The organism is Mesorhizobium dulcispinae, assembly GCF_033977345.1.
Taxonomy (GTDB): Bacteria; Pseudomonadota; Alphaproteobacteria; order Rhizobiales; family Rhizobiaceae; genus Mesorhizobium; species Mesorhizobium dulcispinae.
The window spans coordinates 19,810-41,045 of record NZ_JAVIIY010000013.1; the positions used below are offsets into that span (position 1 = coordinate 19,810).

At 64.0% G+C, this 21,236-nt stretch carries 22 protein-coding genes; 17 read left to right on the top strand and 5 right to left on the bottom strand.

All coding sequences use genetic code 11. From position 1 onward, the window contains the following. Nucleotides 1-6: 6 nt before the first annotated feature. Genes RFN30_RS24475 through RFN30_RS24505 form a run of 7 tightly spaced genes read left to right on the top strand, consistent with a single transcriptional unit; the run spans nt 7 to nt 5,369 of the window. Entirely contained in the window at nt 7-1,443 is a 1,437-nt protein-coding gene (locus RFN30_RS24475) for a multicopper oxidase family protein (protein WP_320264646.1), read from the top strand. A 37-nt stretch (nt 1,444-1,480) separates the two neighbouring features. After that, nucleotides 1,481-1,921, top strand: a complete 441-nt coding sequence (locus RFN30_RS24480) for a DUF411 domain-containing protein (RefSeq protein ID WP_320264647.1) — start codon at nt 1,481-1,483, stop codon at nt 1,919-1,921. Between the two features lie 4 nt (nt 1,922-1,925). Then, nucleotides 1,926-2,471 carry a TlpA disulfide reductase family protein gene (locus RFN30_RS24485; protein WP_320264648.1) on the top strand — a complete coding sequence of 182 codons (546 nt, stop codon included), beginning with the start codon at nt 1,926-1,928 and terminating at the stop codon, nt 2,469-2,471. 3 nt (nt 2,472-2,474) lie between these two features. Continuing rightward, a complete protein-coding gene (locus RFN30_RS24490) occupies nt 2,475-3,197 on the top strand; it encodes an SCO family protein (RefSeq protein WP_320264649.1) in 723 nt (240 codons plus the stop codon). A gap of 37 nt (nt 3,198-3,234) precedes the next feature. Further along, nucleotides 3,235-4,026 (top strand): DsbA family protein, encoded by a 792-nt coding sequence (locus RFN30_RS24495; RefSeq protein ID WP_320264650.1) that lies wholly within the window; start codon nt 3,235-3,237, stop codon nt 4,024-4,026. 32 nt (nt 4,027-4,058) lie between these two features. Further along, entirely contained in the window at nt 4,059-4,793 is a 735-nt protein-coding gene (locus RFN30_RS24500; RefSeq protein ID WP_320264651.1) for a cytochrome c biogenesis CcdA family protein, read from the top strand. A 21-nt stretch (nt 4,794-4,814) separates the two neighbouring features. Beyond that, nucleotides 4,815-5,369, top strand: coding sequence for a hypothetical protein (locus tag RFN30_RS24505; RefSeq protein WP_320264652.1), 555 nt, complete (start codon nt 4,815-4,817; stop codon nt 5,367-5,369). Between the two features lie 318 nt (nt 5,370-5,687). Here the strand turns inward: RFN30_RS24505 and tyrS are convergent, their stop codons facing one another. Then, a complete protein-coding gene (tyrS, locus tag RFN30_RS24510) occupies nt 5,688-6,941 on the bottom strand; it encodes a tyrosine--tRNA ligase (protein ID WP_320264653.1) in 1,254 nt (417 codons plus the stop codon). A gap of 353 nt (nt 6,942-7,294) precedes the next feature. Between tyrS and RFN30_RS24515 the strand changes: the two genes are divergently transcribed. Both RFN30_RS24515 and RFN30_RS24520 read left to right on the top strand, forming a co-directional pair. Next, complete coding sequence (locus RFN30_RS24515; RefSeq protein WP_320264654.1) at nt 7,295-8,938, top strand: ArnT family glycosyltransferase; 1,644 nt, start codon at nt 7,295-7,297, stop codon at nt 8,936-8,938. A gap of 45 nt (nt 8,939-8,983) precedes the next feature. Then, entirely contained in the window at nt 8,984-9,835 is an 852-nt protein-coding gene (locus RFN30_RS24520) for a phosphatase PAP2 family protein (RefSeq protein ID WP_320264655.1), read from the top strand. A 29-nt stretch (nt 9,836-9,864) separates the two neighbouring features. On the opposite strand, the gene RFN30_RS24525 is transcribed toward RFN30_RS24520, so the two are convergent. Then, complete coding sequence (locus RFN30_RS24525) at nt 9,865-10,539, bottom strand: alpha/beta hydrolase (protein WP_192253869.1); 675 nt, start codon at nt 10,537-10,539, stop codon at nt 9,865-9,867. Between the two features lie 264 nt (nt 10,540-10,803). Here RFN30_RS24525 and RFN30_RS24530 point away from each other — a divergent pair, with 264 nt between their 5' ends. From RFN30_RS24530 to sufA, 7 genes are all read left to right on the top strand, one after another. After that, a complete protein-coding gene (locus RFN30_RS24530) occupies nt 10,804-11,964 on the top strand; it encodes a cysteine desulfurase family protein (protein ID WP_320264656.1) in 1,161 nt (386 codons plus the stop codon). A gap of 237 nt (nt 11,965-12,201) precedes the next feature. Further along, nucleotides 12,202-13,719: a Fe-S cluster assembly protein SufB gene (gene sufB, locus RFN30_RS24535; protein ID WP_320264657.1), complete on the top strand. Its 1,518-nt coding sequence runs from the start codon at nt 12,202-12,204 to the stop codon at nt 13,717-13,719. A gap of 28 nt (nt 13,720-13,747) precedes the next feature. Continuing rightward, on the top strand, nt 13,748-14,503 hold the full coding sequence (gene sufC / locus RFN30_RS24540; protein ID WP_320264658.1) for a Fe-S cluster assembly ATPase SufC: 756 nt from the start codon (nt 13,748-13,750) through the stop codon (nt 14,501-14,503). A gap of 25 nt (nt 14,504-14,528) precedes the next feature. Next, entirely contained in the window at nt 14,529-15,809 is a 1,281-nt protein-coding gene (gene sufD, locus RFN30_RS24545) for a Fe-S cluster assembly protein SufD (protein WP_320264659.1), read from the top strand. A 99-nt stretch (nt 15,810-15,908) separates the two neighbouring features. Beyond that, a complete protein-coding gene (locus RFN30_RS24550) occupies nt 15,909-17,150 on the top strand; it encodes a cysteine desulfurase (protein ID WP_320264660.1) in 1,242 nt (413 codons plus the stop codon). A 5-nt stretch (nt 17,151-17,155) separates the two neighbouring features. Continuing rightward, complete coding sequence (locus RFN30_RS24555) at nt 17,156-17,548, top strand: SUF system Fe-S cluster assembly protein (RefSeq protein WP_320264661.1); 393 nt, start codon at nt 17,156-17,158, stop codon at nt 17,546-17,548. Between the two features lie 109 nt (nt 17,549-17,657). Next, on the top strand, nt 17,658-18,038 hold the full coding sequence (gene sufA / locus RFN30_RS24560) for a Fe-S cluster assembly scaffold SufA (RefSeq protein WP_320264662.1): 381 nt from the start codon (nt 17,658-17,660) through the stop codon (nt 18,036-18,038). Nucleotides 18,039-18,072: 34 nt separating this feature from the next. Here sufA and RFN30_RS24565 read toward each other — a convergent pair whose 3' ends face one another. Continuing rightward, complete coding sequence (locus tag RFN30_RS24565; protein WP_320264663.1) at nt 18,073-18,570, bottom strand: GFA family protein; 498 nt, start codon at nt 18,568-18,570, stop codon at nt 18,073-18,075. Between the two features lie 88 nt (nt 18,571-18,658). Here RFN30_RS24565 and RFN30_RS24570 point away from each other — a divergent pair, with 88 nt between their 5' ends. Next, nucleotides 18,659-18,982, top strand: coding sequence for a TfoX/Sxy family protein (locus RFN30_RS24570; RefSeq protein WP_320264664.1), 324 nt, complete (start codon nt 18,659-18,661; stop codon nt 18,980-18,982). Between the two features lie 269 nt (nt 18,983-19,251). Here the strand turns inward: RFN30_RS24570 and RFN30_RS24575 are convergent, their stop codons facing one another. Both RFN30_RS24575 and RFN30_RS24580 read right to left on the bottom strand, forming a co-directional pair. Then, nucleotides 19,252-20,169, bottom strand: coding sequence for a pseudouridine-5'-phosphate glycosidase (locus RFN30_RS24575; protein ID WP_320264665.1), 918 nt, complete (start codon nt 20,167-20,169; stop codon nt 19,252-19,254). A 50-nt stretch (nt 20,170-20,219) separates the two neighbouring features. Continuing rightward, the gene (locus RFN30_RS24580) at nt 20,220-21,158 is read right to left on the bottom strand and encodes a carbohydrate kinase family protein (RefSeq protein ID WP_320264666.1); all 939 of its coding nucleotides are present in this window, start codon (nt 21,156-21,158) and stop codon (nt 20,220-20,222) included. Nucleotides 21,159-21,236: the final 78 nt, after the last annotated feature.

The window sequence follows — 21,236 nt, forward strand, 5'->3', positions numbered from 1 at the left end:
TGAAGAGTGAAATACGATTTCAAGTATCACTTATCGCGCCGCGCCTTTCTCGCGGCAGCGGCGGGGGCTGCCATATCTGCTTCGCTGCGCCCGGCGCGCGCCTCCGCCGTCGACGAACGCCAAATCAAAGTCGCGCCTGGTGAAGCCCGGTTCAGCGGGAAGGCCGGTCCGCCCACCGCTGTCTGGGTCTATAACGGCGCCGTCCCCGGTCCGGCGTTCCGGCTTAGGCAAGGCCAGCCGGTCCGTATCGCCGTCGAAAACAGACTGAGTGAGGACACCACCGTCCACTGGCACGGCATCCGCCTGCGGAACGCCATGGATGGCGTGCCGGGCCTGACGCAGCAGCCCATCAGGCCGGGCGAAAGCTTCGTCTACGAGTTCACGCCGCCGGATGCCGGCACTTTCTGGTACCATCCGCATGCCGACAGCCTGGTGCAGATCGGCCGCGGACTGGCCGGCCCGCTGATCGTCGAGGAGGCCGAGCCAGTCGCCTTTGACCGCGACCTTCTATGGCTGCTGCAGGACTGGCGGCTCAACAGTGACGGGCAGATCGCCGGTGGCTTCGGCGGCATGATGGATGCTTCGATGTCCGGCCGCGTCGGCAATCTCGTCACCATCAACGGGCAGGCGTCGGCGGACCAAAACGTGCGGGCCGGCGAGCGTGTCAGGCTGCGGCTCGCCAATGCCTCGCTTGCCCGCATTATGGCGCTGCGCTTCGAAGGCCACCGGCCGGTTGTGCTGGCGATCGACGGTCAGCCCTGCGACCCGCATGAGCCTGAAGACGGCCGTTTGGTGCTGGCGCCGGCCATGCGCATCGACATCGCGCTCGACATGCAGGGCGATCCGGGCAGCCGGCACGACGTGATCGACGATTTCTATGACGGCCTCGCCTACAGGCTCACCACGCTCGCCTACGACCAGACATCGCCGCTCAGGGCGCATCCGCTCGCAGCGCCCGTCGCGCTGCCGCGCAATCCGCTACCCGAACCCGACCTATCGAACGCGATACGCCAGGAGATCGTGCTGCAGGGCGGCATGATGGGCGGCGGCAAACTTGCCGGCATTGGCGGCATGATGGGCATGGGGATGCCCGGCATGAACGGAGGCGCGGCCTGGGCGATCAACGGCATGTCGATGACCGGCGATGGCCATGCCGGCATGGCGCCGCAGTTCACGCTCGAACGCGGCGCCACTTGCCACCTCACCATGCGCAACGAAACCGCCTGGTGGCATCCTATGCATGTTCATGGCTTCAGCCTGTCGGTGCTTTCCCGCAACGGCTCGCCTGTTCCGCGCCGGCAATGGCAGGACACGGTGCTCCTGGCGCCGAAGGATACGGTCGAATGCGCCTTCGTCGCCGATAATCCCGGCGACTGGATGCTGCATTGCCATGTCGCCGATCACCAGATGGCCGGTCTGATGACCGTGTTCCGGGTGACCTGATTTTCAAACCAACCCATCAACCAAGGAGAACCGCAAAATGAAACTGACCTACGCGCTGACCGCCCTCGGCCTCGCGATCGCAACGCCGCTGCCGGCACTTGCCGCGACGATCAATGCGGTGATGTACAAGAACCCGCAATGCAGCTGCTGCGAGGCCTATGCCGCCTATCTCGAGCAGAACGGCTTCAAGGTCGACATCAAGCCCGTCAACAATCTCTCGCAGATCAGCAGCGATGCCGGCGTGCCGGCCGATCTCGAAGGCTGCCACACCATGATGGTCGACGGCTATGTCGTCGACGGCCTGGTGCCTGTCGAGATCGTCAAGAAGCTTCTCACCGAACGGCCGGCCATCGCGGGCATCACGCTCGCCGGCATGCCCGCTGGCGCGCCCGGCATGGGCGGCGAGAAGGATGGAACCTGGACGATCTACGCCTTCACCAAGGACGGCAAGGCGCCGACCGTCTATGCGACGGAATGAGCGCATGATCGCAAGCAAGCTGGCCTTGGCCCTTTCGGCAATGCTGCTCGCGGCCTCGCTGCCCGCAGCGGCGTCGGAGGCGCCGCAGAACTTCGCCATTCTCGACACGCCCGCCGCGTTGCCGGAGATCGGCTTCGCGGACGCCGCCGGCCAGCCGAAAACGCTCGCCGACTATTCCGGCAAGGTGGTGCTGCTCAACATCTGGGCGACATGGTGCGCGCCCTGCCGCAAGGAAATGCCGACACTCGACCGGCTGCAGGCCAAGCTCGGCGGGCCGGATTTCGAGGTCGTCGCGCTGTCGATGGACCGGAAGGGCCCCGACGCCGTGAAGAAATTCTTCGCCGAGACCGGCGTCACGCACCTTGCGCTGAACATCGACACCTCGGCCAAGGCGATGTTCACGCTTGGCGCCGTCGGCCTGCCGATGACGCTGCTGATCGACCGGCAAGGCAAGGAGATCGGCCGGCTGATCGGCCCGGCCGAGTGGGACGCTCCAGACATGGTCGACTTTATCCGCGGCCGTATCGCCGACGATCAGAAGGAGAAATGAGCGATGCCTGTTCGGACACGCCACGAGTCGAGTTGGACGCGTTTGCTGCTCGGCATGATCGCGCTTGCGGCGTTGGCCGTCGGCTTCGTTCATAGCGCCCGGGCGCATTCGCTGGACGACATCGACGCCATGCTCAAGAGCGATGAGAAGTATTTCCAGCAGATCGACAAGCCGATGCCGGACTTCACGCTGCGCGCTGCCGATGGGCGCGTCGTGCGGCCGGCCGATCTCACCGGCAAGGTCGTCGTGCTCCATTTCATCTACACCTCATGCCCGGACGTTTGCCCGCTGCATGCCGAAAAGATCGCCGAGGTCCAGAAGATGGTGAACTCGACGCCGATGAAGGATCGGGTCGTCTTCATCAGCATCACCACCGACCCGAAGAAAGACACGCCCGATGTGCTCAAGGCCTACGGGCCGACCCATGGGCTCGACCCGGTCAACTGGCTGTTCCTGACCACCGCTCCGGACCAGCCGGGGGATGCGACCCGCAAACTGGCGGAAGCCTTTGGCCATAAGTTCACGCTCACCGATGACGGCTATCAGATGCACGGCATCGTCACCCATGTGATCGACAGGGAGGGCCGCTGGCGGGGGAATTTCCACGGGCTCAACTTCCAGTCCATCAACCTCGTCACCTTCGTCAACGCGCTCACCAACAATGTCGAGCGCCCGCATCATGAGCAGGGCGAAGGTTGGCTGGCGAAACCGAAGAACCTGCTGTGAGGCAGGACCATCGCTTTCGAAAAAGAAAGGGAAGCATATGTCTACCAAGGCGCATACGAGCCGATTCTCCGGAGGCATTTTTCGCACCATTCTGCTCGCCGCACTGGCAGGATGGTTCATGCTCAATCCAGGTTTTCAAGGTGAGCGGGGACCGGCGTTCGCGGCCGGCGAAATGTCCCAGGACCAGCTCGACCAGCGGATCCATGACTATATCCTGGCGCATCCGGAGGTTCTCGTGCAGGCGCTGCAAAGTCTGGATGAGCGCCAGCGTCAAGCGGAGGCTGCCGAAGCCAGGAAGGTGCTCAAGGCGCGCGCGGACGACGTCTTCCGCGACAGGCAGAGCCCCGTCGGCGGCAATGCGCAAGGCAATGTCACCCTCGTCGAATTCTTCGACTATAATTGCCCGTATTGCCGTGTGATGGCGCCGATCATGGAACAGGCCGTGGCCGACGATCCGCAACTCAGGATCGTCTACAAGGAATTTCCCATCCTCGGCCCGGATTCGGTGTTCGCGGCCAAGGCTGCGCTCGCGGCCGACAAGCAAGGCAAATATCGCGAGTTCCACAAGGCGCTGTACGGGTCGAGGACAAGGGTAACGGAGGCGGTCGTGCTCAAGATCGCCGCCGAGGCTGGACTCGATGTGGAGCGCATGAAAAGCGATATGCAGAAGCCGGACATCCAGACATCGATCGACCGCAACGCGGAACTGGCGCAGGCGCTGAGGATCACCGGAACGCCAGGCTTCGTTGCCGGCGACCAGATCTTTCCCGGCGCGACCGACCTGGCAACCCTGAAGAAATTGATCGAGCAGGCAAGGGCTGGGAAATGAGCCCAACATCAACGGCGGCGTGGTGCTAACCTATGCCCGAAATTTCGAATATCGGCGTGTTGGCCGCGTTCGCAGCGGGTACGGTCTCGTTCCTCTCGCCCTGCGTGCTGCCGTTGGTGCCGGGCTACGTCTCGTACGTTGCCGGCCGAACGGCAACGGACGGGGCGCCCAGCGGGAGGGCCCGCTTGTCGGCGGTCGGACTGAGCCTCTATTTCGTGCTCGGTTTCTCGACCGTCTTCATTGCGCTAGGCGCTAGCGCCTCAGCCCTTGGCCGCCTGCTGCTCAGCCACCACGTGCAGCTGAACCTTATCGGGGGCGGCATCGTCATACTGTTCGGCGTCTTCCTCACCGGCCTTCTACGCCCTTCCTGGATGATGCGTGAAGCGAGGTTTCACGCCGACATCCCCGGCGGCAGGGCGGCATCGGCCTACGTTCTAGGCCTAGCCTTCGCTTTCGGCTGGACACCTTGCATCGGGCCGATCCTCGGCGCCATCCTGACCATCGGCGCAGCGTCGGCAACAGTGGTCGAGGGTGCGACCCTGCTTGCCATCTACTCGCTTGGACTGGGCGTCCCATTCTTGTTTGCCGCCCTGTTCGCCAATGGGCTGGCGCGGCGGCTGAAGGCGATAGGCCGGACCGGCTGGCTCATGCAGCTCGCCGCCGGCGCGATCATGGTCGGCATGGGCTTCGCCATGATCACCGGGCAAATGTCGACTTTCTCATTCTGGCTGCTCGAACAATTCCCAATATTCACGCGCATCGGCTGAAGCCGGGAAAGGAGTTTTGCCATGAACCCAAACAGACGAGTGGTTGTTTTGAGCGGCGTTTTCGGCGTTGCCACACTGACCGGCGTTTTAAAGGAGCCGGATTTGGCGGTCGCCGCTGACGATCCGGAGTTGGCCAAGCGTTTCAAGGATCTCAGCGAAAACGGCAACAGCACCTGCTCGGCCAAGTTCACGGAGTCGATCGCGACCATGCCGGCGATGGCGCGCATCAAGGGTTCGTGCTGCAGCCCGATGGAGCTGAAGCGCTATGGCGAGCAGGTGAAGGGGCTTACCAAGTACCGCGCCATTCCGATGGTCCCCGGCGATCCGTACGACATAGCGGCGGCGACGGCGCAGCAGATGATGCCGTACTACGACCTGAAGCTCACCGGTGACGAGCAGAAGGCCTATGACTACGCAATGGCCAATTCCGCGGAGAAGGGCCCTTGCTGCTGCCCATGCTGGCGCTGGAAGGTGTATGGCGGACTGGCGAAGTACCTGATCCACGAGCATCGCTTTACCGGCGAGCAGATCGTCGATGTGTGGAACCTTTCCGACGGCTGCGGTGGAGGGATGTAAGCGGCTTGCCGGGGGTGACATTCCGCCGGCTGACCGCCGCTCGCCGGAATCACCGCCGCCTTGACAGGCTCGCACGGCGATCTAGTTCACCCCGCAATCGCCGATACGCACCGGCGAGGCCGGCTCTCGCCACCCATGGAGGATGATCGCCATGATGGATGGTTCGGCTTGGATGATGGGCGGCATGGCGCTCATCTGGGTTCTGGTCTTTATCACGCTTTTGCTCGGCATAGCAGCGCTGGTCAAATACCTGCGAAGCTGACCGGCCTGCCGCCTCCGGCAAAGTCGCGGCCGGGGGCATGCGTGGAGGCGAATGGGTCAGATCGGCCGGACCAGAACGTGCTTCTTCCTGCCGAGCGAGAGTTTCACGACGCCCTCAGCGCCCAGGTCTTCACGCGTTACCATCCGCCGGTCGTCCGTGACCGGCTGGTCGTTGAGGCGCACGGCGCCGCCCTGGATGTGCCGCCGCGCCTCGCCGTTCGACCCCGCAAGCCCGGCGCTCACGAACAGCGACAGGATGCCGATGCCGGCCTCGAGATCGGCCCTGGCGACCTCGACGCTGGGCAGCGTGTCGGCGAGCGCGCCTTCCTCAAAAGTCTTGCGCGCGGTTTCGCTCGCCGTCTCGGCGGCTTCCCGGCCGTGCAGCATGGCGGTGATCTCGGTGGCGAGGATCTTCTTCGCCTCGTTGATCTCCGATCCGCCGAGCTTTTCGAGGCGCGCGACCTCGGTGAGCGGCAGCGTCGTGTAAAGCTTCAGGAAGCGGCCGACATCGGCGTCCTCGGTGTTGCGCCAGTATTGCCAGAACTCGTAAGGCGACAGCATATCCGCATCGAGCCAGACTGCGCCCGAGGCGGACTTGCCCATCTTGGCGCCGGACGAGGTGGTGAGCAGCGGGGTGGTCATCGCAAACAACTGCACGCCTTCCATGCGATGGCCGAGGTCGATGCCGTTGACAATGTTGCCCCACTGGTCGGAGCCGCCCATCTGCAGCCGGCAGCCGACGCGCTTGTAGAGCTCGACGAAGTCGTAGGCCTGCAGGATCATGTAGTTGAATTCGAGGAACGACAGCGACTGCTCGCGGTCGAGCCTGAGCTTCACGGAATCGAAGGCAAGCATGCGGTTGACGGAGAAATGCCGGCCGACATCGCGCAGGAAATTGACGTAGTTGATCTCCATCAGCCAGTCGGCGTTGTTGACCATGACCGCGTCGCCGGCACCGCTGCCGAATTTGAGGTAGGGCGCGAAATTGCGGCGGATGCCGACGAGATTGTTCTCGATGTCCTCAGGCGTCAGCAGCTTGCGCGCCTCGTCCTTGAAGGAAGGATCGCCGATCATCGAAGTGCCGCCGCCCATCAGCGCGATCGGCCGGTGGCCGGTCTGCTGCAGCCAGTGGAGCATCATGATCTGGATCAGCGATCCCGCATGCAGGCTCTTGGCGGTTGCGTCGAAGCCGATATAGGCGCTCACCGTTTCCTTGGCGAAAAGCTGGTCGAGGCCGGTTTCATCCGAAATCTGATGGATGAAGCCGCGCTCGCTCATGACGCGCAGGAAATCGGATTTGAAGGCGCACATCTTTTCTTCCCGGAATTCGCCCGGCATCCGGCCGAGCCTGATATGAAGGGGCGCGTTTAGCATCCAAGCGCGATCAGCAAAAGTGGTTTCCGGTTTTGCGTAAGATCGCGCTTCAACTGACAAACATGCGATCAGCAAAAGTGGTTTCCGGTTTTGCGTCCGATCGCGCTTCAATCGGCAAACCGGCGATCAGCAAAAGTGGTTTCCGGTTTTGCGTTCGATCGCCCCGCGATGCCGCGCATCCTTGCTTCGCCCGTTTTGCTGGCGTAATGAGGCGCCCGCGCAAGGGCAGCGCGCTCCCCAAGCGCCGCGACGGGGCCATCCCGCAATCGAAGATCGGACAAGCTCCCGCGATGAACAGGAACTATCTTATCCTTTTTCTGTTCAGCATCCTTATGACCGTCAGCGGGCTGGCAAGCCTGCCGCCGGTCGACCGCGACGAATCCCGTTTCGTCCAGTCGACCAAGCAGATGGTCGAGACCGGCGATTATATCGACATCCGTCTGCAGGATGTGACGCGCTACAAGAAGCCGATCGGCATCTACTGGCTGCAGTCGGCGGCCGTGGCGTTGAGCGGCGAGGGGGCGCAAGCACCGATCTGGGTCTATCGCCTTGTTTCCATGCTAGGTATTGCGCTCGCCGTCGTCGGCATCGGCTGGACGGGCACGAAACTCTTCGGCGCCGACGCCGGCCTTGCCGCCGGCCTGATGATGGCGGCGATCTTCGCCACCGCCTTCGAGGGCCGCGACGCCAAGACCGACGCCATGTTGCTTGCCTGCTGCGTAGCCGCGCAAGGCGCGCTGGCGCAGGTCTATCTCGCCGCGCGGCGCAAGGAGCCGGTTGCCGGCCACCTGCCCTGGATCTTCTGGATCGCGCAGGGGCTCGGCATCCTCATCAAAGGTCCTGTCGCGCCACTCCTGTCGTTGCTGACGGCCGCCGCGCTGTTTGCCTTCGATCGCGACTGGCGCTGGCTGCTGAAGCTCAAGCTGGTGCGCGGCGTGGCGATCGTGCTCGCCATCGTGCTGCCCTGGCTCATCCTCATCAGCTGGAAGAGCGGCGGCGCCTTCTTCCAGGAGGCGGTCGGCAAAGACATGCTGAACAAGGTGGCGCAGGGCGAGGAATCGCACGGCCTGCCGCCCGGCTTCTACATGCTCACCTATTCGCTGTTCATGTGGCCTTTCGGCCTGATTGCGGTCGGCGCCGGCCTGCAGGCAATCAACCGCTTCTGGGACGATCCACGTCTGCGCTTCTGCCTTGCCTGGTATATCCCGTTCTGGCTGGTGTTCGAGGCGATTCCGACCAAGCTGCCGCATTATGTGATGCCCGCCTATCCCGGCATGGCGCTGCTGATTGGCTGGCTGCTGACCCTGCCGGCGGAGAAGGCCAACGCGCCGCTGAAGCGCTGGCAGAGCTGGCTGTGGTGGTCGACCGCCTTCGGCGTCGTCGTCGTGTCGATCGGGCTGGCCGCGGTGTGCATCGGGGCGCCGATCTATTTCGCCAAGGCCTTCTCCTGGTGGAGCATCCCGGCGGCGATCGCCGCGCTCGTCACCGGCTATCTGGCTTTCCCGCGCCAATTGCAGGTGCCGCTGGGGCGCATCGCGGCGATCGCGATCGGCGCCGGCATCACCTTCAGCCTGCTGTTCGGCGTGATTGCGCCCTCGTTGAGGCCGATCTGGCTGAGCCCCGCCATCAAGGCCGCGGTCGACGCCGACCGCCCTTGCGATACGACCGTGCTAGCCTCGTCGCCCTATCATGAGCCGAGCCTCGTCTTCCTGGTCGGCACGAATACGGTGCTGACCGATGTCGACGGTGTCGCAAAGCACCTGCTTGCCGACCCGGCCTGCGCGCTGGGCCTCGCCCCGGTCAAGGAAGAGCAGAAGCTCAACGAACTGCTTGCGGGGCAGGGCAGGTCGGCGAAGCGGCTGACCGAGATCGACGGGCTCAACTATTCGTCAGGAGACAAGTTGGCGCTCGGCCTTTATCGGGCGGCCCCGTGAGGAATAGTGTCGGGCCCCGGATGCCCCTATAGGCTTTGTGCAGTCATGTCCGCCGTCGCCCTTTATCGCCGCTCGCTCGGCAATTTCCTCGACACGATGCGCATCGTGAAGCGGCGCTTTGCCGTGCGCCCTGCGCGCTATCCCGAGATTGCGTGGGTTGTCTGGGTGTTCGCCTGGCTCTTGCTCGCCGCGGCCGCATTTCTCACCCTCGATAGCGCCGCCGGCAGGATGCGCGGAGCGTGGTCGCCGGGTTTCGTCCATTTCACCGATTTCTTCACGGATTTCGGCCTGGGCGGCTGGTACCTCATCCCGGCAGGTCTCTGTCTCGTCGCAGCCAATCTGACGGACTGGCGGCGCCTTTCCCGGCAAACGCGCCTGATCGTCTACAACTGGACGTGCTTTGCCTTCCTGGTGCTTTGCGCGGTCGGCCTTTCCGGCCTGGCGGTCAATCTCTTGAAATACGGCATCGGACGCGCCCGCCCGCTCTATTTCGACAGCTTCGGAGTTCTCTCGCTGCATCCCTTCGCCATGGATGCGCGCTTCGCCGGCTTTCCGTCCGGCCATGCCACGACAATGGGGGCGGTGTTCGGGATACTACTGCTGCTCTTCCCCAGGCGCTGGTATATCGCGCTGGCGGTCACCGCCTGCATCGCCTCGACGCGCGTCTTTGTCGGCGCGCATTATCCGAGCGACACGGTGGCCGGGTTCGGGCTCGGGCTTGCCTTCGCTATCGTCTCGGGGATGGTTTTCGCGCGACTCGGTTTCATCTTCCGGCGGCCGTCCTCGACCAGACCGGTGCCGAAGCGCACATTCCGGCTGCTGTCTTCCAGCGGGTCGAAGGATAAAGCATTGCCGGCAAGGCGGCGCCGCGAGCATTTGTCGGCTGACCGCCCGTAGAGCTATTTGCTCTCAGGATCGCCCGAAATCTATCTCAGCCGCTTCGGCCGCGGATCGGCGAGTTCGCCCGCCAGCCGCCGGTCGAGATAGTCGGCGCACTCGTCGATCAGCAGCTCGGCATGGTTGGCGAAGAAATGGTTCGCGCCGGGGATCGTCTTCTGCGTGATGGTGATGCCCTTTTGCGTGTGCAGCTTGTCGACCAGCGTCTGCACATCCTTCGGCGGCGCCACCTTGTCGGCGTCACCGTGGATGATGAGGCCGGACGACGGGCAGGGCGCCAGGAACGAGAAATCGTAGGTATTGGGCTGCGGGGCGACCGAGATGAAACCCTCGATCTCCGGCCGGCGCATGAGCAGCTGCATGCCGATCCAGGAGCCGAAGGAATAGCCGGCAACCCAACAGCTCTTGGAATCCGGATGCAGCGACTGCACCCAGTCGAGTGCGGCGGCCGCGTCCGACAGCTCGCCGGTGCCGTGGTCGAACTCGCCCTGGCTGCGGCCGATGCCGCGGAAATTGAAGCGAAGCGTGGTGAAATCGCGCTTCTGGAACATGTAGAAGAGGTCGTAGACGATCTTGTTGTTCATCGTCCCGCCGAACTGCGGGTGCGGGTGCAACACGATGGCGATCGGCGCGCTCTTTTCCTTGGAAGGCTGGTAGCGTCCCTCCAGGCGACCAGCCGGACCGGCGAAAATGACCTCAGGCATAAAATACTCCACGTGGCATACGAAGGCGCTTGCCCAGAACTTCCCTTGGCCCGGACTCTTCCTTGGCCCATTCTGTGGCCTTGACGCCGGGCAAGCGTCTTCCTAGAAGCTAGTTTAGAATTGTTCAAAACTGGGTGGCCGAAAACGCAATGGTCCGGCCGCCCGCGCCGCAAGCCGGGTAAATAGGACGGCTTGCCTTGCAATTTCAAGGAAATAACGCGCTATCCTCGCGGAATGGCTGCTGACGGGACCGACGGAAGGAAAATGGCCGCAACTCGCGCCTATCTTGACTACAACGCCAGCGCACCTCTCATTGCAGAGGCGCGGTCGGCGATGGTCGCCGCGCTCGATGCCGCCAATCCGTCGTCGGTGCACAGCGAGGGCCGCGCAGCCCGGCGGTTGATCGAGGATGCCAGGCGCGACGTGGCAAGGCTGGTCAACGCCAAGCCCGAACATGTCGTGTTCACCTCGGGCGCGACGGAAGCCGCCTCGACGCTGTTGACGCCAGACTGGCAGATGGGGCGCGGTGACGTCCGCATGAGCCATCTCTATGTCTGCGAGGCCGACCATCCCTGCGTGCTCGGCGGCGGGCGCTTTGCGGCCGCGCAGGTGACGCGGATCGGCGTCGATCGGAACGGCATCGCCGATCTTGATGCGCTGACCAAGGCGCTCGCCGCGCATGACAGGGCCGACGGCCTGCCGCTGGTGGCGATCCATGCCGCCAACAACGAGACGGGCGTGATCCAGCCGATCGGCCGCATCGCCGAGATCGTCAAGGCCGCGCGCGGTGTGCTCGTGGTCGATGCCGTTCAGGCTGCCGGGCGGATTCCGATCGACATGTCAGCGGGTTATGCCGACTATCTGATCCTTTCCTCGCACAAGATCGGCGGTCCGAAGGGTGTCGGCGCCATCATCGCTCACGCCGACCTGATGATGCCGAAGCCGCTGATCAATGGCGGCGGCCAGGAAAAGGGCCATCGCGCCGGCACCGAGAACCTTCCCGGCATTGCCGGTTTCGGCGCTGCGGCGCGGGCAGCGCTCGCCGGCCTGGATGCAATGGAAGCGGTCGCGCAGTGCCGCGACGAGATCGAGGCGATCGTGCGGGAACTCGCGCCGGACGCGGAAATCTTTGGAGCGGCGGCGCCAAGGCTTGCCAACACGACATTCTTCGCTATTCCAGGCCTCAAGGCCGAGACGGCGCAGATCGCCTTCGATCTTGCCGGCGTTGCGCTGTCGGCCGGTTCAGCCTGCTCGTCGGGAAAAGTCGGGCCAAGCCACGTGTTGAAGGCGATGGGCTACGGCGACAGCCTTGGCGCCTTGCGCGTCTCGACCGGCCACACCACCGGCGCCGGGGAGATCGAGGCGTTTCGGGCAGCCCTGGCCGCCATAGCCGCGCGTCGGGCTGGAAAGGAACAGGCCGCCTGACGGCGGCAAGAGCATCGGAGAAGAGGTCGCGGCGGCTCCTCGAAATCCAGTGCTCGAAAACGAATTCAGGCCGTCCGGCCTGGTAGAGCCGTGCGTTTCGTCTTGGCCGGGTGAATTTCCGGTCGGAACGCACTATATGGAGCTTACTCCGCAACGAGTCCTTCCTGGGGCGCGCCTCTGCGGTGCCATAGTTTGAAAACTGCCGGGCCTTGACCCCGGCGTGGATGGAGAACGCTTATGCCTGCTGTGCAGGAGACGATCGATCGAGTCCGAAAGATCGACGTCGACCAGTATAAATACGGATTCCAGACAGAGATCGAGATGGACAAGGCCCCCAAGGGCCTGAGCGAAGACATCATTCGCTTGATCTCCGCGAAGAAAGGCGAGCCGGACTGGATGCTGGAATGGCGTCTGGGCGCCTATCGGCGTTGGCTGACGCTGGAAGAGCCGACCTGGGCGCGTGTCCACTATCCGAAGATCAACTTCCAGGACATCCACTATTACGCGGCGCCGAAGAGCACGCCCGGCCCGAAGTCGCTGGACGAGGTCGATCCTGAGCTGCTCAAGGTCTACGAGAAGCTCGGCATCCCGCTGAAGGAGCAGGAAATCCTCGCGGGCGTGCAGAAGACCGAAGAGTCCGAGCTGGAAGAGGCCAACGACAACGTCTACAAGTCGGGCCGCGTCGCGGTCGACGCGGTGTTCGATTCCGTCTCGGTCGTCACCACCTTCAAGAAGGAGCTGGCTCAGGCCGGAGTCATCTTCTGCTCGATCTCCGAAGCCATCCGCGAGCATCCAGAACTGGTGCAGAAATATCTGGGCTCGGTCGTGCCGACCACCGACAATTTCTACGCGACGCTGAACTCGGCCGTGTTCACCGACGGCTCCTTCGTCTTCGTGCCGAAGGGCGTGCGCTGCCCGATGGAGCTGTCGACCTATTTCCGCATCAATGAGAAGAACACCGGCCAGTTCGAACGCACGCTGATCATCGCCGAGGAAGGAGCCTACGTCTCCTACCTCGAGGGCTGCACGGCGCCGCAGCGCGACGAGAACCAGCTGCACGCCGCGGTGGTCGAACTGATCGCGCTCGACGATGCCGAGATCAAATATTCGACCGTGCAGAACTGGTACCCGGGCGACGCCGAAGGCAAGGGCGGCGTCTACAATTTCGTCACCAAGCGCGGCGACTGTCGCGGCGACCGCTCGAAGATCTCCTGGACGCAGGTCGAGACCGGTTCGGCGATCACCTGGAAATATCCGAGCTGCATCCTGCGCGGCGACGATGCCAGCGGCGAGTTCTATTCGATCGCGGTGTCGAACGGCTATCAGCAGGTCGATAGCGGCACCAAGATGATCCATCTCGGCAAGAACACGTCGAGCCGCATCATTTCCAAGGGCATCGCCGCCGGCTTCTCGCAGAACACCTATCGCGGCCAGGTCTCGGCGCACCGCAAGGCGACCAACGCCCGCAACTTCACCAACTGCGATTCGCTTCTGATCGGCGACCAGTGCGGTGCGCACACCGTGCCCTACATGGAAGCCAAGAACGCGACGGCGAAGTTCGAGCACGAGGCGACGACGTCGAAGATCTCCGAGGACCAGAAGTTCTACGTCATGCAGCGTGGCATTCCCGAAGAAGAAGCGATCGCGCTGATCGTCAACGGCTTCGTCAAGGACGTCATCCAGCAGCTGCCGATGGAGTTCGCCGTCGAGGCGCAGAAGCTCATCGGCATCAGCCTCGAGGGCTCGGTCGGCTGACCGGACAAGATATTCAGGAAAGAAAAGAATGCTTGAAATCAGAAACCTGCATGCCCGCATCGTCGACGACGGCACCGAGATCATCCGTGGCCTGGACCTGACGGTCAAAGCCGGCGAGGTCGCCGCCATCATGGGCCCGAACGGCTCGGGCAAGTCGACGCTGTCCTATATCCTTGCCGGCCGCGAGGACTATGAGGTTACAGAAGGCGACATTCTCTATAACGGCCAGTCGATCCTGGAAATGGATCCGGCCGAGCGCGCAAGTGCCGGCATCTTCCTCGCCTTCCAGTATCCGATGGAGATACCGGGCGTGGCGACCATGGAATTCCTGAAAGTGGCGATGAACGAGCAGCGCAAGGCGCGCGGCGAGGAGCCGCTGAAGGTTCCGGAATTCCTGAAGCGCGTGAAGGAAGCCGCCGCCTCGCTCAACATGGACATGAACATGCTGAAGCGACCGCTCAATGTCGGCTTCTCCGGCGGCGAGAAGAAGCGCGCCGAGATCCTGCAGATGAAGCTGCTCGAGCCGAAGCTCTGCGTGCTCGACGAAACCGATTCCGGGCTCGACATCGACGCACTCAAGATCGTCGCCGAAGGCGTCAACGCGCTGCGCTCACCGGAGCGCGCGATCGTCGTCATCACCCACTACCAGCGCCTGCTCGAGCACATCGTGCCGGACAGCGTGCACGTGCTCTACAAGGGTCAGGTCATCAAGTCGGGCGACAAGTCGCTGGCGCTCGATCTCGAAACCAACGGCTATGCCGGCGTGATCGGGCAAGCCGCGTGAGATGGGGCCAAGCGAGGCGAGAGCAATGAACATGCACGCACAGCCCCAGCGGACACTGGCCGAGACGGCGCTGATCGATGCCTTCGGCGAGCGGCTGTCGCTGCTGCCCGGCGACGGCGCGGTGATGGTCAAGCGCGACGACGCGATCGAGGCCATCAAGCACGGCCTGCCGACGCGACGCATCGAATCCTGGCACTATACGGACCTGCGCCGAATGCTGACGAAGGTGCCGGTCTTCGAGGCCGACGCGGTTGCAAAGGCGCTCGATCCGGTCCTCGACGGTTCCGCCGTGCTGCCGGTGCTGAACGGCGTCTCGAACGCCAAGCTGCCCGAGATCGAGGGCGTCACGGCGCAGCGCCTGTCGGAGAAGCTCACCGACGGCAGCGTGGCGCCGGGGCTCGATCGCTATGGCGCCGACGATGCGATCGGCGCGCTGAACACGGCCTTCGTCGCCGACGGCTATTTCGTCGATATCGCCGAGGGCACCCAACTGGAGAAACCGATCGAGCTGCAGAACCTGCAGGCCGGCGGCCAGGCGCATGTGCGGCTGCTGACGCGTGTCGGCGCTGGCGCCAAGGCGGTGATCGTCGAGCGCCAGGCGGGCGAGGCAGGCGAAAGCGGCGAGGCGCTCGTCAGCTCGGTCAGCCAGCTCGTGGTCGGCGAGGGCGCCGAGGTGACCTGGCTGATCGTGCAGGAGCAGCCGGATACGGCCACGCACCTTGCCCAGTTCAAGGCGCATATCGGCAAGGATGCGAAGCTGACGCTGTTCGTCATGAATGCCGGCGGCAAGCTGGTGCGCCAGGAGGTGGTGGTCAGGACGACGGGCGAGGGCGCGGATTTCAAGCTGCGCGGCATCAATCTTCTGGCCGGCGACACGCATACCGACACCACCATGGTGCTCGACCACACGGTGCCCCACACGACCTCGACCGAAGTGGTCCGCAACGTGGTGACCGGCAAGGCGCGCGGCGTGTTCCAGGGCCGCATCAACGTCCATCAATATGCGCAGAAGACCAATGCCAAGATGGCCTGCAACACGCTGCTTCTGTCGGACGACGGCGAGTTCTCGACCAAGCCGGAGCTGGAGATTTTTGCGGACGACGTGGTCTGCGGTCACGGCGCGACCGTCACCGAGATCGACCACGACCATCTGTTCTACCTGATGGCGCGCGGCATCGAGGAGAAGACGGCGCGAGGCCTGCTGGTGAAAGCCTTCGTGGCCGAAGTGATCGAGGAACTGGACGACGAGGCGCTGGTCGATGCGCTCGAAGCACGGCTCGACGGCTGGTTTTTGACGCACGGGTAGCGCCCTGCCTTCTCCCCTTGTGGGAGAAGGTGGCCGAGCGAAGCTCGGTCGGATGAGGGGTGTTGAAGGATCGCGGCTTTGGCCGCCAAGGACTTCGAAATGGACCAGAAGATCGAAACCACCCCCTACGACGTCGAGGCGATCCGCCGCGACTTCCCGATCCTGTCGCGCCAGGTTTACGGCAAGCCGCTGGTCTATCTCGACAATGGCGCCTCGGCGCAAAAGCCGCAGGTGGTGCTCGACACAATCCAGCACGCCTATTCCCAGGAATACGCCAACGTCCATCGCGGCCTGCATTTCTTGTCGAACGCCGCGACCGATGCCTATGAGAAGGCGCGGGAGACGGTGCGCCGATTCCTGAATGCGCCGAGCACCGACAACATCGTCTTCACCTCCAACACGACGTCGGCGATCAACACGGTTGCCTATGGCTGGGGCATGCCGAGGATCGGCGAGGGTGACGAGATCGTGCTCTCGATCATGGAGCACCACTCCAACATCGTGCCCTGGCATTTCATCCGCGAGCGGCAGGGCGCCAAGCTCGTCTGGGTGCCGGTCGACGACCTCGGCGCCTTCCACATTGAGGAATTCGAGAAGCGGCTGACCTCGCGCACCAAGCTCGTTGCCATTACGCAAATGTCCAACGCGCTGGGTACGGTGACGCCGATCAAGGAGATCGTGCGCATCGCGCATTCGCGCGGCATTCCCGTGCTCGTCGACGGCAGCCAGAGCGCCGTGCATATGCCGATCGACGTGCAGGATCTCGACTGCGATTTCTTCGTCTTCACCGGCCACAAGGTCTACGGCCCATCGGGCATCGGCGTGCTCTACGGCAAGAAGCTTAGGCTGGAAGAGATGCGGCCCTTCATGGGCGGCGGCGAGATGATCGAGGAGGTGACGCAGGACATCGTCACCTACAATGAGCCGCCGCACCGTTTCGAGGCCGGCACGCCGCCGATCGTGCAGGCGATCGGGCTGGGTGCTGCGCTCGAATACATGGAAAAGGTCGGCCGCGAGCGCATCGCCGAGCACGAGGCGGATCTCAAGAATTACGCGCATGAGCGGCTGCGGGCGATCAACTCGCTGCGCATTTTCGGCGATGCGCCGGGCAAGGGCGCCATCATCTCGTTCGAATTGCAGGGCATCCATGCCCATGACGTGTCAATGGTGATCGACAGGCAGGGCGTAGCCGTCCGCGCGGGCACCCATTGCGCCCAGCCGCTGTTGAAACGCTTCGGCGTGACCTCCACATGCAGGGCATCGTTCGGCATGTACAATACCAGGGCCGAAGTCGACGCTTTGGCCGATGCGCTGGAAAAGGCGCGAAAGTTCTTCGGATGACGACCATGGACGATGTGAGCACCACCGCAGAGACCGCACCGGAAACGGCCGGCAACGGTATCGTCTCGGCCTCGGCTATCCCGGCCGACGAGTTGTCGCGGCTGACCGACGACATCGTGTCGGCGCTGAAGACGGTCTACGATCCGGAAATCCCGGCCGACATTTACGAGCTCGGCCTCGTCTACAGGATCGACATCGAGGACGACCGCACGGTCAAGATCGACATGACGCTGACCGCGCCGGGCTGTCCTGTGGCCGGCGAAATGCCGGGCTGGGTCGAGAATGCCGTCGGCGCCGTCGAGGGCGTTTCCGGCGTCGAGGTCAACATGGTGTTCGACCCGCCGTGGACGCCCGACCGCATGTCGGAAGAGGCGCAGGTCGCGGTCGGGTGGTACTAACTGGCGACCCAGTAAAGATTTGGCCGACTTGCAGCAAAGGTGAAAGTTCACCATTTTAAGGGCAGACTCATTCCGCGGGCCTTGAACCCGTGTGAACGTGGAGAATGACATGGGACGCTTCGCCGTCATAACAATGACCGACAAAGCCGCCGACCGCGTGCGCGAGATCGTCGCCACGCGCGAAAACGCGCATGGCATCCGCCTAGGCATCAGGAAAGGCGGCTGCGCCGGCATGGAATACACGATCGACCTGGTGACCGAGCCGAGCGCCAAGGACGACCATGTCGAGCGCGACGGCGCGCATGTCTATGTCGCGCCGGAGGCGGCTCTTTTCCTGCTCGGCACCGAGATGGATTTCGAGCAGACGACGTTGCGCACCGGCTTCACCTTCAGAAATCCGAACCAGAGCTCGGCCTGCGGCTGCGGCGAATCCGTCGAGCTGAAGCCGGCCGATCTCAAGGCGCTTGCCGAGGCACGCGCTTCGGCCTGATCTTCCTTCGCCCCGCTTACGGGGAGAAGAAATCCTAATCCACCCACATCCCTGTCCGCTTGTGCCAGTCGGCAATCGATTCCTCCGGGTAGACGTCGAACACCTTGTCCTTCTTGCCGATCACCGGCTCGACCCAGTTCGCCTTGTATTTCAGCATCAGATGAACCTTCTCCGGCGGCTTGGGCAGATCGCTGTCGATCGCTGAGGCGAAGGGGTGGACGAGGTCCGGCCAGGTCGGGTCGTAGAGCCAGAGCGCGGCGCCGCATTTCTTGCAGAAGTTGCGCTCGCCAGTGGAAACTTCGCAATGTGGGTGCTCGTCGTCCTCGATCTCGGCGCGGTAGACGCCGAGGGCGCGCTTGCCCCTGATGTTCATGGTCTCGTAGTCGGCGCCGAGATTGATGGCGAAACCGCCGCCGCCTTGCTGCTTGCGGCAGATCGAGCAGTAACAGAGCATGAACGGCACCGGGGTGTGGCTTTCCACCTCGAAGCGCACGGCGCCGCAGCGGCAGGAGCCTTTGAGCAGGACAGGCATGGCGGGAACTCCGTTTCCAGGTCTCAACCTGTCAGCATGCTTTTGGTTGCGGCGATGACAAGGCCCATGCCGGATGAGATGATTGGGCATGGACAATGACCGCCTGGAAGAACTGTTCGACAGCCTTGGGCCGATCAGCATCCGCAAGATGTTCGGCGGCAAGGGCATCTATTGCGACGGCGTCATCGTCGCGGTGGTCGTGCGCGGCGAGCTGATGCTGAAGGCGGACGAGGAGACGATTCCCGATTTCCAGGCCGCCGGCTGCAGCCAGTGGACCTATACCGGCTCGCGGCACGGCAAGGACGTGGCGATGCCCTATTGGAGCGTGCCGGACAGCGCCTTCGACGATCCCGATGAAATGGCGGTCTGGGCGCGGCGGGCTTACGAGGCGGGGCGAAGGGCTGGGAAGTGACGCGGCAACTTTCGAGCGTCGCGGCTTGTGTCGGACTATTGGAAACGCTGAGGGACAGCACCCCCTCTGTCCTGCCGGACATCTCCCCCGCAAGGGGGGAGATCGGCAGCTCAATTGCCGGCTCTCACCTTCAACCGTTGGCGATTGGCGAAAGCCGCGGCGACGTCCAATCTCCCCCCTTGCGGGGGGAGATGGCCGGCAGGCCAGAGGGGGGTGCGAAGGAACTAGGCTGTCGCGATTGGCCGGGCTGCTGGACGTTTGAATAGCTGTTACAGCGCCTTGGCGATCTCCGCCGCCAGCCGTGCATTGTTCTCGACCAGCGCGATGTTGGTCTTGAGGCTGCGGCCGCCGGTGAGCTCCAAAATCTTCGACAGCAGGAACGGCGTCACCGCCTTGCCGGTGACATTCTGCGCTTCGGCCGCCTTCTGCGCGGCCTGGATGTAGCCATCCATCTCGGCGGCCGGGATCTCATCGTTCTGCGGCACCGGATTGGCAACCAGAATGCCGCCGCCGAGGCCCAGCGCCTGGCGCGTGTGATAGAAATGCGCGATGTCCTGAGGCGCATGCAGCGTCAGCGGCGCACGGAACGGCGAGTGCCTGGACCAGAAGGCAGGCATGGTTTCGCAAGCGTAGCCGATGACCGGGACACCGCGCGTCTCCAGCACTTCCAGCGTCTTTTCGATGTCGAGGATCGCCTTGGCGCCGGCCGAGACGACGATGACCGGCGTGCGCGCCAGTTCGTCGAGGTCGGCCGAGATATCAAAGCTCTTTTCCGCGCCCTTGTGGACGCCGCCGATGCCGCCGGTGGCGAAGACCTTTATGCCGGCCATGTGGGCTGCGATCATGGTCGCCGCAACCGTGGTGCCGCCGGTGCGCCCCTGAGCGACCGCAAAGCCGATATCGGCGCGCGACAGCTTCATGGCGTCGCCGGTCATGGCAAGCGATTCGCGCTCGCCGTCGGAAAGACCGATCTTGATGCGGCCGTCGATCACGGCGATCGTCGCCGGCACGGCGCCGCCGTCAGTGATGATCTGCTCGACCTTGGCCGCCATCGCGCCATTGTCGGGGTAGGGCATGCCATGGGTGATGATGGTGCTTTCCAGCGCCACCACCGGCCGCCCGGCAGCAAGCGCCTCCGCCACCGGCGGGTGGATGTCGATGAAGGGGCGGGCGGTTTCGGGAGTCATGTCTGTTCTCCAATCCGGAGAAAACACTCCGGCAAGATGGTTTGGTGGCCCTATGCCACCTCCCGTGCCTCCGGCACAAGGGCAAGCGCTTGGGCGAAACCGGCGGCCGTGAAGGACGGCACAGCCTCCGTGCTCTCGATGGCGAGTATCGCCGCGGCAACGCCTTCGCGCAGCGCTGCCCGCAAAGGCAGGCCGCGCAGCAGCGCGGCAACCGTGGCCCCGGTCAGGGCATCGCCGGCGCCGGTCACGTCGGCGACCCGTCGCGGCGCGGGCGGGTCGATGGCGAAGACGCCGGTCCCGTCGAAGCCCAGCACAGGGGCGCTGCCGGCTGTGACCACGCCGGCGGTCAGCCCCGCTCGCCTCAGCGCGTTGACAAGATCCTGACTGGACATGTCGGTGCCGGCGAGCGCCGCCGCCTCGCGGTGGTTCATGAACAGCAGCGAGAGGTTGCCGAGCAGCGGCGCCAGCCGCACCACCTTGGCCGGCGAGATGGCGATGGCGAAGACCGGCTTGTCGCCGGCCTGCGCGACGAGGCGCTCGAGCGCTGCTGTCGGCAGGTTCGCGTCGCAGAGGATTGCGTCGGCCTCGGCGACCGCCTCGCGCACCTTGGCGCGGCGGATCTGCTTGGGGAAGGCGAGGTCGTAGAGGCCCATATCGGCAAAGCCGACGATCAGCTCGCCCTCGCTGTCGATCAGCGCCGTGTAGCTCGGCGTCGTGCGATCGAGGAACACCACTGAGAGATCCGCGATGCCGGCGCCGGCGATCGCCGATGCTACGGTCTCGGCCGCGGCGTCGCCGCCACGCACCGAAAGCAGCGAGGCCGACACGCCGCGCTTCACCACGCTGCGCAGCGCGTTGAAGACGCCGCCGCCGACATCCTCGCGCATGATGCCGGGGTTGGACGCTGCGGGCACATAGGTGCCGGACACCTGGCCGCGCCTGTCGATATGGGCGCCGCCCAGCGCCAGGATTTTTGGGGATGTCGGCATGCGTGGACCTTCGTTGATTGTTCGCGTGCGCACACTAGGTTTCCGCGCATCGCCCCGCAATCGGGGCCGCGATTCGGA